The sequence below is a fragment of the Gemmatimonadaceae bacterium genome (assembly GCA_040882285.1).
Taxonomy (GTDB): domain Bacteria; phylum Gemmatimonadota; class Gemmatimonadetes; order Gemmatimonadales; family Gemmatimonadaceae; genus JACDCY01.
The window spans coordinates 397091-409835 of sequence record JBBEBQ010000005.1 but is presented as its reverse complement, the minus strand read 5'-3'; the positions used below and the strand labels follow the sequence as shown (position 1 = coordinate 409835).

General features: G+C 64.4%; 10 protein-coding genes, 1 tRNA gene and 1 pseudogene. 2 read left to right on the top strand and 10 right to left on the bottom strand.

Annotated elements, in window-relative coordinates; genetic code table 11:
* Positions 1-239 precede the first annotated feature (239 nt).
* The 6 genes and pseudogenes from WEA80_02795 to dnaK form a co-directional block, all read right to left on the bottom strand.
* A complete protein-coding gene (locus tag WEA80_02795) occupies positions 240-893 on the bottom strand; it encodes an ATP-dependent Clp protease proteolytic subunit (GenBank protein MEX1185491.1) in 654 nt (217 codons plus the stop codon).
* Complete coding sequence (gene tig, locus WEA80_02790) at positions 886-2127, bottom strand: trigger factor (GenBank protein ID MEX1185490.1); 1242 nt, start codon at positions 2125-2127, stop codon at positions 886-888. Before tig ends, WEA80_02795 begins: the two co-directional genes overlap by 8 nt.
* A gap of 391 nt (positions 2128-2518) precedes the next feature.
* Positions 2519-3157, bottom strand: coding sequence for a DUF4230 domain-containing protein (locus WEA80_02785; GenBank protein MEX1185489.1), 639 nt, complete (start codon positions 3155-3157; stop codon positions 2519-2521).
* 108 nt (positions 3158-3265) lie between these two features.
* Positions 3266-3347, bottom strand: a tRNA-Leu gene (locus WEA80_02780).
* Between the two features lie 92 nt (positions 3348-3439).
* Complete coding sequence (locus WEA80_02775; GenBank protein MEX1185488.1) at positions 3440-4963, bottom strand: trypsin-like peptidase domain-containing protein; 1524 nt, start codon at positions 4961-4963, stop codon at positions 3440-3442.
* Between the two features lie 243 nt (positions 4964-5206).
* Positions 5207-7153 (bottom strand): annotated as a pseudogene (dnaK, locus tag WEA80_02770) (molecular chaperone DnaK).
* Positions 7154-7323: 170 nt separating this feature from the next.
* On the opposite strand from dnaK, the gene WEA80_02765 reads away from it, so the two are divergent.
* Positions 7324-8067: a rhomboid family intramembrane serine protease gene (locus WEA80_02765; GenBank protein MEX1185487.1), complete on the top strand. Its 744-nt coding sequence runs from the start codon at positions 7324-7326 to the stop codon at positions 8065-8067.
* 12 nt (positions 8068-8079) lie between these two features.
* On the opposite strand, the gene WEA80_02760 is transcribed toward WEA80_02765, so the two are convergent.
* Positions 8080-8493 (bottom strand): DUF302 domain-containing protein, encoded by a 414-nt coding sequence (locus tag WEA80_02760; GenBank protein ID MEX1185486.1) that lies wholly within the window; start codon positions 8491-8493, stop codon positions 8080-8082.
* Between the two features lie 125 nt (positions 8494-8618).
* On the opposite strand from WEA80_02760, the gene WEA80_02755 reads away from it, so the two are divergent.
* Positions 8619-8948, top strand: a complete 330-nt coding sequence (locus WEA80_02755) for a metalloregulator ArsR/SmtB family transcription factor (GenBank protein MEX1185485.1) — start codon at positions 8619-8621, stop codon at positions 8946-8948.
* An 81-nt stretch (positions 8949-9029) separates the two neighbouring features.
* Here WEA80_02755 and WEA80_02750 read toward each other — a convergent pair whose 3' ends face one another.
* Genes WEA80_02750 through WEA80_02740 form a run of 3 tightly spaced genes read right to left on the bottom strand, consistent with a single transcriptional unit; the run spans position 9030 to position 12745 of the window.
* The gene (locus WEA80_02750) at positions 9030-9239 is read right to left on the bottom strand and encodes a DUF2892 domain-containing protein (protein MEX1185484.1); all 210 of its coding nucleotides are present in this window, start codon (positions 9237-9239) and stop codon (positions 9030-9032) included.
* Between the two features lie 27 nt (positions 9240-9266).
* The gene (locus WEA80_02745; protein MEX1185483.1) at positions 9267-9557 is read right to left on the bottom strand and encodes a hypothetical protein; all 291 of its coding nucleotides are present in this window, start codon (positions 9555-9557) and stop codon (positions 9267-9269) included.
* The gene (locus WEA80_02740; protein MEX1185482.1) at positions 9554-12745 is read right to left on the bottom strand and encodes an efflux RND transporter permease subunit; all 3192 of its coding nucleotides are present in this window, start codon (positions 12743-12745) and stop codon (positions 9554-9556) included. The genes WEA80_02745 and WEA80_02740 overlap by 4 nt, the downstream gene beginning before the upstream one ends.

Genomic DNA, 12745 nt, shown 5'->3' with positions numbered 1-12745 from the left:
GCCAGACGTTTTACGCTTTAGACAGCTCGAATTGAGAGTTAATGGCGGCTCTCGGAACGGTCAAGAACAATGTGCGGCGGTGCCGCTTATCGACCAATTAACAAACTTAACTGGTTGTTGAGGCTTTGTGGGCCATTTACACGGTGGCTATTAGCTATTGGCTATTAGCTGTTGGCGAGGCGGAAAAGCAGGGAAAAAACGGGGCTGTTAGCTAATGGCCAACAGCCAAGAGCCAATAGCTATTTCTTGTTTATCGCCTCTTCGATCTCGCCCCGATGCGAGATCACGTTGTCGATGACGCCGTACGCCTTGGCTTCCTCGGCGGACATGAACCGGTCGCGGTCCATGTCGCGCTCGATCTGCTCCACCGGCTTGCCGGTGTGCTTGGCGAACAGCGTGTTCATCTGCGAGCGGAGATACAGGATCTCGCGCGCCATGATCTCGATGTCGGCGGCCGTGCCCTGCGCGCCGCCCGAGGGCTGGTGGATCATGATCCGCGCGTGCGGCAGCGCCGAGCGCTTGCCGGGACGGCCCGCGGCCAGCAGGAATGCGCCCATGCTCGCGGCGAGCCCCATGCAGTTCGTGTTGACCGGCGACTTCAGGAACTGGATAGTGTCGTAGATCGCCATCCCCGACGACACCGACCCACCGGGCGAGTTGATGTACAGGTGGATGTCGCGCTCCGGATTGTCCGCCTCCAGAAAGAGCAGCTGCGCGATCACGATGTTGGCGACGTCGTCGTTGATCGGCGTCCCGATGAAGACGATGCGGTCCATGAGCAGGCGGGAGAAGACGTCGTACGTCCGCTCACCGCGACTCGACCGCTCGATTACGTACGGTGTGTAGATAGTTGGCATCTCTTGCTCTTCTTCCTCGGTATCGGCTTTAGGCATCGGTCTGAAATTCATTCTGCTCCAGCAGCCACTTGAACACCTTGTCCTCGGTCAGGCTCCGCTCCAGCTCCTTGAGCCGGCCCGCCTTCTCGAGTGAAGCATACACCTGTCCCGGGTTGGCGCCGCGCTTTTCGGCCAGCTCCGTGATCCGGTCGTCCAGGTCCTTCTCGGTCGCGACGAGATCCTCGCGCTCGGCGAGAGCGTCTATCACCAGGTCGCGCCGCACCTGCTGCTCCGCGATCGGCACGAATTCCGTCGCGAATTTCTCCTTCTCGCTTTCGGGGATCTGGTACGCTTCGACGTAGCCGTCCATCACCTGCCGCACCCAGCTCTTCGGGACCGCGAACGGATTCGCCGAGATTATCTCGCCGAGCAGGCGGTGCCGGACGAGACTGTCGGCCTCGCGCTCGGCGTGGCGCTCGAGATCGGAGCGGACCGCCGCCTTCAGCGCGTCGAGCGAATCGAAGTCGCCGACCTCGCGCGCGAACGCGTCGTCGAGATCGGGCGCCGATTTGCGCTTGACGTCGTGCAGCGTGACGCGAACGGTCTTGGTCTTGCCGCGCTGCGTCTCGTCGGGGAAGTCGTCCGGCCACTGCACCGGGCGCTCGACCGTCTCGCCCGGCGCGAGCTGCATGATCAGGTCTTCGATGCCGGCGATCGCCTGGCTGCCGCCCAACTCGACGGGGTATTCGCGCGGCTCGGCGAACTCGCCGGAATCTTCCTTGGTGGAGAGCGTGACGCGCACCCGGTCACGCATCGCGGGCTTGTCCTCGACCGGAGTCCACGTGGCTTTCTCGTCGCGGACCTGCTCGAGCTGCTCGGCGAGCTGCGCGTCGGTGATCTCGATCTTCGGCCGCGTGATCTTGAAGCCGCTCGTGCGCGCGAGCTCCAGCGTGGGCCGCACCTCGACGTGCAGCTCGAAGGTCAGCGGCTTGCCATCCTCGAACTTGACGTCGTGGATGTGCGGCTGCGACGCGATCTTGAGGTCCTGCTTGACGACGACCTCTTCGTAGGCGTCGCGCACCAGGGATTCCAGCGCTTCCTGCCGGATCTCCTTGCCGAACTTCTTCTGGATCATCGCCGGCGGCGCTTTGCCCTGGCGGAAGCCCGGCATGCGCACCTTGGTGGCGTAGCGGCGGGCGGCTTTTTCTTCTGCCTGCTTCACGGTTTCGACCGGAACGGAGACCTGAATGCGGCGATCGACTCCGGTGGATTCTTTTGAGGTAAACTCCATGAGAGAAAGTTAATTCGCGGGGGTAGGCAACAGGGTGTCGCGGGCTACCAGGATTCTGCTTGGGAATCCTAGCTGTTAGCAGCGAGTGAACTGATCAGTGGCGAGCAGGAAGTACCCCCGGGACGTTCGCCCGCTCGGCTGCGGCACTGATGCGGAAGCGCGACCTTCGGGGAAGCCTCGCCTGCCACAGTCGTGAGTAAAGTTTCCTTCACTCCTGCCCTTAATAGCGCGCAACTTTACTCAGTACTTGGCAGTCCGCAGGTATCACTCCCGGGCTGAGCACTGATTTGTCCACTCAGTGCTAACAGCTAGGTTCCCCTCGCAGACTTCCAGTGGGTTGCCTACGCGGGGCGCGTCCCAAGCGAGCCGATGCTGAAGACGTCGCCGGGCGCTAGCGAACCGCTGGCGGCGCACCCCGGATCGTCACGTCCACCGTATATCCGTCTTTCGCCAGCAACGCTCGAAGAAGGTGAACGGCGCTCTCGTTGGCGTGCCGCAGCAGCCCGAGCGTGCTCCCCGCCGCGGTGAGCTGTGCACGCGCCTGGCGCTGAATCGCATCCCGATCCGCCGGTTTGAACGGATTCCAGAGTCCGCCGCGCTCGTCATACGTCGTCATGTCCGTGATCTCGATGCCGATCAGCCGCGCGGACGGGATGCGCATCGTGATACGCCTGACGGAGTGATCGATCGTGACGTCGGGCTTGTCGCCGAGGTCGATGCCTGCCAGGAGGCGTCCAGTCACGACGACAAGCGAGCGCTTGGTCGACCCATACCACGTGTTCTCGTAGACGATCACGTCGCGCACAGTCGCTTCGCTGGAGACCAGCTTCGCTACCGCGCGCATCTGCTCGACGACAAGGTCGTGGGTGACTTTTGTGCCGCCTTTGAAGAAGGCGAAGGGCAGGCGGCTGCCGCAATAGCCGGTGGCGATCATGATCAACAGAGCCGCCGCCAAGAGCGCGACCGTTGGACGTATCAGAGCGCGATACGGCGGAAGCGCCGGGTGCGACGTTCCTGTGGGAGGATTCACCTGACGCTCGTGGGTCTCATCTCCAGCAGGGGGTGGCATCTACGAGAATATAGGAGCGCCTCGCCCCGCCCGCGCGCGCACGCTCGCTCCGTGCGCCCTGCAACGACGTGCGAAAGGGGGGACTCGAACCCCCACGGGTTTCCCCACTGGATCCTAAATCCAGCGCGTCTACCAATTCCGCCACTTCCGCGTGACTGGAAAATACACCTACCAAGAAAAAAGCGGCGCCGAACATCGGCGCCGCTTTTAGCCAAGAGCCAACAGCCAACAGCCAATAGCTCGTCAGTCCACCCTGATGTTCACCACTCGCTCCTGGCCGCTAGGGCCCGGTCTTTTCACTCGTAGCGAGATGTAGTCGCCCGCCTTGAGTCCGCTCAGCACCCCCTGCAGATCGGCGACATCCTCGATCTTGCGCTCGACTGGCGACAGCACGCCGACGATGATGTCCTGCTCGTCGAGCCGCTGCCACGCCGGGCCCAGGCCCACGCTGGTCACCAGCACACCGCGCTGCTCGCCCAGCCGCAGGCTCCGCGCGAGCTGCGCCGAAACGGTCGTGACGGAGACGCCCAGCCGGTTGTTGCTCGTTACCGCGGCGGGCTCGACGCGCGGGCGCCTGTCCGCGGGCGCGACCGCGACGTCCTGCGCGGGCGCCTCGGTGAGGCGAACGCGGAACGTGTGCTGCTTGCCGAACCGCACTACCTGGAGCTCGACGGTCTCACCGGGCTGGTGGGAGCGCACGATTCGCTGCAGCCCGGCGACACGGTCGACCGGCTGGCCGTCAGCAGCGACGATCACGTCGCCCTGTCGCACTCCGGCACGCTCGGCGGGCGTATTCTCGCCGCTGAAGCCCTGCACTTTGACGCCCCGCACCTCCTGAAGCCGCGCGGCCGCGGCATCTTCAGCGTCGACTTCGGCTATGCCGATGCCAAGCACGGCGATCCGCACGCGACCGTGCTCGATGATGTCCGTCATAACCTTGCGAGCGAGTGAGATCGGAATCGCGAAGCCGTACCCGGCGTTGAAACCCGTCTGGCTCGCGATCGCCGTGTTGATGCCGATCACTTCGCCGCGGCTGTTGATCAGCGGCCCGCCCGAGTTGCCGCGGTTGATCGCGGCGTCGGTCTGAATGAAGTCGAAGATGCCGTACCTGTTGGTGCCCTGGATTCCCTCCAGCGCGCCCGTCGTGCCGCGCCCCTTTGCGCTAATGATGCCGGCCGTCACCGTGTGGTCGAAGCCGAGCGGGTTGCCGATGGCGAGCACCCATTCGCCGACGCGCGAGCGATTGTCGTCACCGAGCACGGCGAACGGAAAGTTGTCGCCTTCGATCTTGAGCACCGCGACGTCGGTCGTCGGGTCCGTGCCGATCACTTTCGCGACGTACTGCCGGCCGTTGAGCAGGCGGACCGTCACCCGGTCCGCGACCGTGCGCATGTCGCCGCGCGTGACCACGTGATTGTTGGTGAGGATGTACCCGTCCTTCGAGACGATCACGCCGGAGCCCATGCCTGTCTGCGGGCGCGGCGTCTGACCCTGCTGGAGCTGCTCGAACAGCTCTTCCATTCCATCCGGCACCGCCCCGGGCGGGATCTGCAGCTGCCTGCGGCTCCGGCCGCGGGTCGTGTCGGGGCGGATGTCCACCGTGATCGAGACTACGGCCGGCGTGACGCTCTCGGAGATCGAGACGAACGCGTTGCTCGCGTCGGCGACCGTCTGTACGTCCATCGCGGACGGGCGATCCTGAGCGAACGTCGGACGAGTCCAGTCCATGCCGGAGGCGATCATCAGCCCGCCGACGAATGCCAGCACAACCGCAAGCGCCCACCGGGCGCGAGAGAACGAGGGGACCATATGCAACACCTTGGTTAGAGCTTCAGGATTCGAACTCTGGTTCTCAACTCAATGATAAGACACCCGAGACCCTGTGCGGGTTTCAGATGCCTGGAGGCGGGGCGGAGCCGTCGGGGGTGGCCGCAGGCCGCGGCTTAGCGCGCGTTGTTTGCGCGCGTAGCGGCCGAAGGCCATCCCCGACGGCTCCGCCCCGCCGGCGAGCTACTTCTTCTCCTCGTCGACGATCTCGTAGTCCGCTTCGGCGACTTCCTCCTCCGGAGGAGTCGCGTCCGCCGTAGCACCGGCTTCCGCGCCCGGCGCAGCCCCGCCTTCGGCGCCTGCCTGCTGCGACTGCTGCTGGTAGAACGCCTGGCCGGCCTCGCTGAACACCTTCGTCAGCTCTTCCTGCGCGGCCCTGATCTCGGCGACGTCGTCGCCCTTGAGTGCCTTGCGCGCGCGCTCCACGGCGGTGTCCACGCGGCCCTTCACGTCGGGTGAGACCTTGTCGCCCCACTCCTTGACGTTCTTCTCGACCTCGTACGTCATGCTGTCGAGCCGGTTCCGCGCGTCGATCTCCTCGCGCCGCTTCTTGTCCTCGGCCGAGTTCTTCTCGGCGTCCTTGACCATGCGGTCGATCTCCGCGTCGGACAGGCCGCTCGAAGCCTCGATCTTGATCTTCTGCTCCTTGCCCGTGGCCTTGTCCTTCGCGGTCACGTGCAGGATGCCGTTCGCGTCGATGTCGAAGGTGACCTCGACCTGCGGCATGCCGCGCGGAGCGGGCGGAATTCCCGTGAGCTGGAACTTGCCGATCGTCTTGTTGTACTGGGCCAGCTCGCGCTCGCCCTGGAGGACGTGAATCTCCACCGTCGTCTGGTTGTCGTCCGCGGTCGAGAACGTCTCCGTCTTCTTGGTCGGGATCGTGGTGTTCCGCGCGATGAGCACCGTGGTCACGCCGCCCAGCGTCTCGATGCCGAGCGACAGCGGAGTGACGTCGAGCAGGAGCACGTCCTTCTGCTCGCCCGTGAGGACCGCGCCCTGCACGGCGGCGCCGATCGCCACCACTTCGTCGGGGTTCACGCCCTTGTTGGGCTCCTTGCCGAAGAACTTCTTCACCTCGTCCTGGATGCGCGGAATGCGCGTCGAACCGCCGACGAGCAGGATCTCGTCGATCTCGTTCGGCTTGAGGTTCGCGTCCTTGAGCGCCTGCTCCATCGGCGGGATGACCCGCTTGATGAGATCGTCCACAAGCTGCTCGAATTTCGCGCGCGTGAGCGTGTAGTTCAGGTGCTTGGGGCCGCTCTGGTCGGCGGTGATGAACGGCAGGTTGATGTCGGTCGACTGCGTGGTGGACAGCTCCATCTTGGCCTTCTCACCGGCTTCCTTGAGCCGCTGGAGCGCCATCGGATCTTTGGAGAGGTCGATGGCCTGGTCGCGCTTGAACTCCTGCACGAGCCAGTCGATCACGCGCTGGTCGAAGTCGTCGCCGCCGAGGTGGGTGTCGCCGTTGGTGGACTTCACCTCGAACTGGCGCGAGCCCTCGACGTCGTACAGCTCGAGCACGGAGATGTCGTACGTGCCGCCGCCGAGGTCGAACACGGCGACCTTCTCGTCCTTCTTCTTATCGAGGCCGTACGCGAGCGCCGCCGCGGTGGGCTCGTTGATGATGCGGAGCACGTCGAGCCCCGCGATCTTGCCGGCGTCCTTGGTGGCCTGCCGCTGCGAATCGTTGAAATACGCGGGAACCGTGACCACGGCCTTCTCGACCTTCTGCCCGAGGTAGTCTTCCGCCGTCTGCTTCATCTTCTGGAGGATCATCGCGGAGATCTCGGGCGGCGTGAAGCTCTTGCCCTGGACTTCCACGGTGGCGACGTCATTGGCGCCCGCGGTCACCTTGTAAGGAACGCGTTGCCGCTCCTCGGTGACTTCGCTGGTCTTGCGCCCCATGAACCGCTTGATGGAGAAGACCGTGTTGGCGGGGTTGGTGACCGCCTGGCGCTTGGCGATCTGCCCGACGAGGCGCTCGCCATCCTTGGTGAACCCGACGACCGAGGGAGTCGTCCTGCCGCCCTCCGCGTTCGGGATCACGACGGGGTCGCCGCCTTCCATGACTGCCACGACGGAATTGGTCGTGCCGAGGTCGATTCCGATTACCTTGTCTGCCATTGAGGGCTCGCTGTTGGCTGTTGGCTATTGGCTGTTGGCTAAAGACGTGCGCGCCAACGATTTATCGGGGCTATCAGTAAGCAACTCGGGGGCCTGATTATTCTGCCGTAATGGCAGGAAACTAACACTGTCTCGATAGTGGCGCGATGATTCCAATCGGCGACGAAAATCCGACGTTGAGGACGCCTTGGGTCACTTACGTGATCCTCGGGTCGATTTTCGCGGTCTGGTTCCTCGTCCAGGGCGCCGGCTTCGACGCGTATGCCCTCGCGGCCAGTGCCTGCAATTACGGCATGGTACCGGGCGAGCTGACCCGCCTGGCAGCCGTGGGCTCGGGAGTGCCGATCGGCGAGGGGCTCGCCTGCGTGATCGACCGGGATCCGATCAACGTCGTCACCCCATTCACTTCGATGTTCCTGCACGGGGGCTGGGGCCACCTGCTCGGAAACGCGCTCTTCTTCTGGGTATTCGGTAACAACATCGAAGACAGCATGGGCCCGCTCCGGTTCGCGTTCTTTTACGTGATCTGCGGGCTGGCTGCCGCGGCGGCCCACGTTTTCGTCGAGCCGTCTTCGGCTCTCCCGACGATCGGCGCTTCCGGCGCGATCTCCGGGATCATGGGGGCTTACCTGCTGCTGTACCCCCGGGTACGCGTGCGGATGCTCTTCATCTTCATCATCTTCTTCCGCGTCTTCCGCATCCCGGCCTGGATCGTTCTCTTGTACTGGTTCGCTCTGCAGGTGCTCGAAGGAGTTCCGCAGCTCAGCCCCGGCCCGGAGCTGACCGGCGGCACCGCGGTGTGGGCGCACGTCGGCGGTTTCGTTGCGGGGGTGGTGCTGGTAAAGGTGTTCGAAAATCGCAATCTCGTACGGCGACGCTCGGCTGTGGCGGATGCGCGCGCTGTCTTTGCGCGCGATTGAACAGCTCGATTTCTACGCTGTCTCCAGCGCCTGAAGTACTCGTGTGAGCCGCTTCCTTACATCTTCGGCGATCGGCCGAATGTTGTCGTTGCCGGTGAGAGCGAGCGCCTGAACGGGGTCCATCACCGCCACGACGCTCTCGCCCGGCTGGTCCCCGGCGTAGACAATGACATTGCAGGGAAGCAGCAGGCCGATGTCGCGTTCCGCGGTCAGAGCGCGATGGGCGAGCGGTGGATTGCACGCCCCGAGGATGACATACGGCCGGAAGTCCACATCAAGTTTTTTCTTGAGAGTGGCGGCGACGTCAATTTCGGAGAGCACTCCGAAGCCTTCCTTGGCGAGTTCCTCTCTCGTTCGCTCGACCGCACGGCCGTAATCAAGGGCAACCGTGGTACCGATCCCGTATGGCGTTGTCTGCGTGATCATCAGCGTACTCCCGGACGAAAATTGACGGTGAGACATCGAATCCATCGAGCGCGGCCTTGCCACCGCCTTATCAACAAAACTACATTACCATATAGGAATACTACTGACAATGATCGGGAGTCTCAATGGGCAAGTATGAACTGACCGACGAGGTGCTCGAGCTCGTGGCGCAACGGTTCAGGGCGCTGGCCGAGCCGGCGCGCCTGCAAGTGCTGGCCGCGCTCCGAAACGGCGAGATGACGGTCGGCGAGCTTGTGAGCGAAACGGGCCTCGGGCAGGCGAACCTGTCCAAGCATCTGCAAATCCTGTACAACCTCGGTTTCGTGGCGCGCCGGAAGACGGGCTTGTTCGTCCATTACACGTTGTCCGACCGGCGCGTGTTCCAGCTCTGCGAGATCGTCTGCGACCGCATCGAAGGGGAAGCGAAGTCCCGGCGGCGGCTCCTCGCATCGTGACCCTGCATGCCGGGGCCGCGAACCGGCCGCTCTCCGAGCCCGACCCGCAGTAGGAGCACGAGCGATCCGCGGCGAGAACCGTTACGCCTCTCGTCGTGGCTCGCAGCCGAACGCAGCGATTTTCCCAAGAATGCGTTCGAGCGGGCAGAAGCCGGTGAAGCTCGACTGCAACAGGTTGAAGCCGACGAACGCCGTGAACAGCAGCCAGGCCGGGTGGGCCCAGTAGGCGAGCGCCACGGAAATGAGGACGAATACGCCGGCGAAGCGGCGAATGACGTGGTCGGAGCACATGGTCCAGGTCCTGGAAAGAGATGAGGATTAGAAAAACGATTCCGCGGGGAGCACCGCCACATGCAGGCGCTCGCCGGGGGGAAGCCGGGTAGTCTCTTCGCGCAATTCCCCGGCAAGCTCGTTCGAGAGCGCATCGGGCACGACGCTCACAAGAAGCGTGGACGCGCCCGGCCAAGCGCGGGAGCCCTCGCGTCGCCCGCTGCCGCCAACCCCGTGCGCGTTCCGGAACTCGGTGTACCCGGCGTCAGGGTGGGCGTCGAGCAGCGCCGAGATCCGGTCGGGATCGATACCGCTGTATATCAGCATCAGCATCTTCATGGGATGGCCCCGGTTGCGGGAGATGCCGGCTCCTGTCGCCGGCGGAGCTCCCAGTAGAGAAGTGGCACGACGACCATGGTGAGGAGCGTGGCCACGATCGCACCGCTCATGAGGGCAACCGCCAGCCCCTCGAAGATCGGATCGAGGACCATTACCAGCCCACCGACGACGACGGCGGCCGCGGTCAGCGCGATCGGACGGAAGCGGACAGCCCCGGCTTCGAGCACCGCCTCGCGAAGTGATCGCCCGCGGGCTTCCGCAAGTTGGATGAAGTCGACCAGGAGTATGGAGTTTCGAACGATGATCCCGGCGAGAGCGATCATGCCGATCATGGATGTCGCCGTGAAGAACGCCCCTGTCATGGCATGGCCGGGCAGTATGCCGATTAGCGTGAGCGGGATCGGCGCCATTATGACCAGGGGTATGGTCAGCGACCGGAACCAGCCGACGACAAGCACATAGATGAGAGCGAGCACAATAGCGAAGGCGATCCCCAGATCGCGGAACACTTCGATCGTCACCTGCCACTCACCATCCCATTTGATCGCCGTCTCGGTCAGGCGATCCGGCTGCGAGGCGTTGTACCGCGCGATTCGCGCGCCGTTGATGCGGATCCGATCGAGCTTTTTGTTCATGGACAGGATCGCGTATACCGGCGACTCCACGGCACCGGCGACGTCACCGGTCACGTAGATCACCGGGCGCAGATCCTTTCTGATGCGGATCCCGTCGCGCGTGGCGGGGATCACGTTGACAAAGCGTGCCAGCGGCTGGGGGCCGGACAGGGTGGCGATCGGCAGCGATAGCAGCGCCTCGACCGAAGAACGCCGCTCGATCGGCAGCCGCGGCACGATGGCGGTCCCTTCGAGGGCGGTGCCCGAGCTGGCGACGCCGGCGGGGGCACCGGAAAGCGCGAGATACAGCGTTCCGGTTATCTGCGCGACGCTCGCCCCGGCTTCCGCCGCCTGTACCCGATCCACGCGAAAGACGCGCTTCTGTTGCGGAGCTTCGATAGTCCAGTCCACGTCCACCACGCCGTCCGTAGATTCGAACACAGCCAGCACCTGCCGGGCGGCTTCCAGGCGAGTCGAGTCATCGGCCGCATACACCTCGGCCACGAGCGTAGAGAGGACGGGCGGGCCTGGGGGAATTTCGGCGACCTTCACCGCCGCCGAATAACGCCGCGCTATCGAGTCGATCCCCGGCCGGACCGCGACCGCGATCGCGTGGCTCTGTCTCGACCGCTCGCTCTTGGAAACCAGGTTGACCTGCACGTCTCCGACGTTGGGGCCCCCGCGCATGAAGTAGTGGCGGACGAGACCGTTGAAGTTGAACGGGCCGGCCGTGCCGGCATACAGCTCCGTGCTCTTCACCTCCGGCACATGGCGCAGGTACGCGGCGATTTCCTGGCCGAGCGCGTTCGTGGTTTCAAGCGTGGTCCCCTCGGGGAGATCCATTATCACCTGGAACTCGCTCTTGTTGTCGAACGGGAGCATCTTGACCTGAACGGCCTTTACCGCCACGAGCCCCATCGAGATGAGGAGCAGCGCCGCGACGCCGCCATAGAAGGCGAGACGGCGGGGGCGGTGATCCATCAACGGAGTCATGACCCGCGCATAGAACCGCGCGAACCGCGTGCCTTCCTCCTCCTCGTGGGCGCGCGGCAGCGGGTGAGCGGCGGAAGCGACGTGGCCCTTGAGCAGGCGGTAGGCCAGGTACGGCGTGATGATGAACGCCACGGCCAGCGAGGCGAGCATCGCGATGGACGCGCCAACAGGAATCGGACGCATGTACGGACCCATCAGCCCCGACACGAACGCCATCGGCAGGATCGCGGCGATCACCGTAAAGGTCGCGAGAATCGTGGGGTTCCCAACCTCGTCCACCGCCTCGATCGCGGCCGCCTCAGGCGATCGATCCCCTTTCTGGAAGTGCCGGTAAATGTTCTCGACGACGACGATGGCGTCGTCCACCAGGATTCCGATCGAGAATATCAAGGCGAACAGGGTGATGCGATTGAGCGTGTATCCCATCACGTAGTACGCGAACAGCGTCAGCGACAGCGTCACCGGGACGGCGACGAGGACTATCACCGCTTCGCGCCAACCGAGAAAGAACCAGACGAGTAACGTGACGGATGCGGTAGCCAGCATGAGGTGCAGGATCAACTCCTTCGCCTTCTCGCCCGCGGTCTCGCCGTAGTCCCGAGTTACCTCTACCCCCACGTTTTGAGGAAGAAGACGTCCCTTGGCGGCACCGACGCGCTCCATGACTGCGTGCGTTACTTCGGTCGCATTGGCGCCGGGGCGCTTGGCCACGGCGATCGTCACCGCGTGTTCGGCGGGCCCGGTAAGCCCGGTATGCGAAACGTAGGTAACCGCTTCGCCGAAACCTTCCGTGACATCCGCGACGTTTCGCAGGTAAACGGGCGCTCCGCCGCGCATGCCGACGACGACGCTCCCGATCTCGGCGGCGGTCGAGAGGGGAGCACCGACGTCAATCAGATAGACCTCGTTGGCGGTGGCGAGTTCGCCGGCCTGAAGCCGCGCGTTCGCGCCGCCGAGCGCTGCAGCGATCTCGCCGGGTGTCACGCCGGTCGCTGCCAGTCGGGCGGCGTCCATCATTACACGGAACTGCCGCGGCTGGCCGCCGACGACAAACGTGCTGGCAACCTCGGAGACGGTCCGGATTTCATCCTCGAGATGGATGGCGATCTGTCGCAGAGTGTTGGCATCGTAGTCCCGCGAATGAAGCGTGAGCGCGAGAACGGGCACGTCGTCGATCGAATGCGGCTTGACGATCGGCGGCATGGAGCCCGGCGGCGCTTCATTCATCGAGGCTGCCAGCTTCGCCTGCACCCTGGTGACGCTGCGCTCCTGGTCCTGACCGACTTCGAACCGGACGGTGACCATGGCGTACCCCTCGCCGGCCACCGTATAGACGTGATCAACGCCGGGAATCTCGAGCATGCGCTGCTCGATCGGCCGCGCGAGGAGGTTCTCGGCCTCGCGTGGAGACGCGCCCGGCAACGCGGCGATGACGTCGATCATCGGGACCGAGATCTGCGGCTCTTCCTCGCGGGGCGTGGCGAGGATGCCGAGCAATCCCGCCGCCAGCGACGCTATGGCGACGAGCGGGGTGAGCTTCGAATGGAGAAATGCCTGCGCGATACGTCCGGCGATGCCCAT

What these genes read in the sequence shown, in the direction of transcription:
- WEA80_02795 (MEX1185491.1), bottom strand. Translation starts at nt 893, where the DNA reads ATGCCTAAAGCCGATACCGAGGAAGAAGAGCAAGAGATGCCAACTATC.
- tig (MEX1185490.1), bottom strand. Translation starts at nt 2,127, where the DNA reads ATGGAGTTTACCTCAAAAGAATCCACCGGAGTCGATCGCCGCATTCAG.
- WEA80_02760 (MEX1185486.1), bottom strand. Translation starts at nt 8,493, where the DNA reads ATGATCACGCAGACAACGCCATACGGGATCGGTACCACGGTTGCCCTT.
- WEA80_02755 (MEX1185485.1), top strand. Translation starts at nt 8,619, where the DNA reads ATGGGCAAGTATGAACTGACCGACGAGGTGCTCGAGCTCGTGGCGCAA.
- WEA80_02750 (MEX1185484.1), bottom strand. Translation starts at nt 9,239, where the DNA reads ATGTGCTCCGACCACGTCATTCGCCGCTTCGCCGGCGTATTCGTCCTC.
- WEA80_02745 (MEX1185483.1), bottom strand. Translation starts at nt 9,557, where the DNA reads ATGAAGATGCTGATGCTGATATACAGCGGTATCGATCCCGACCGGATC.
- WEA80_02740 (MEX1185482.1), bottom strand. Translation starts at nt 12,745, where the DNA reads ATGGGCATCGCCGGACGTATCGCGCAGGCATTTCTCCATTCGAAGCTC.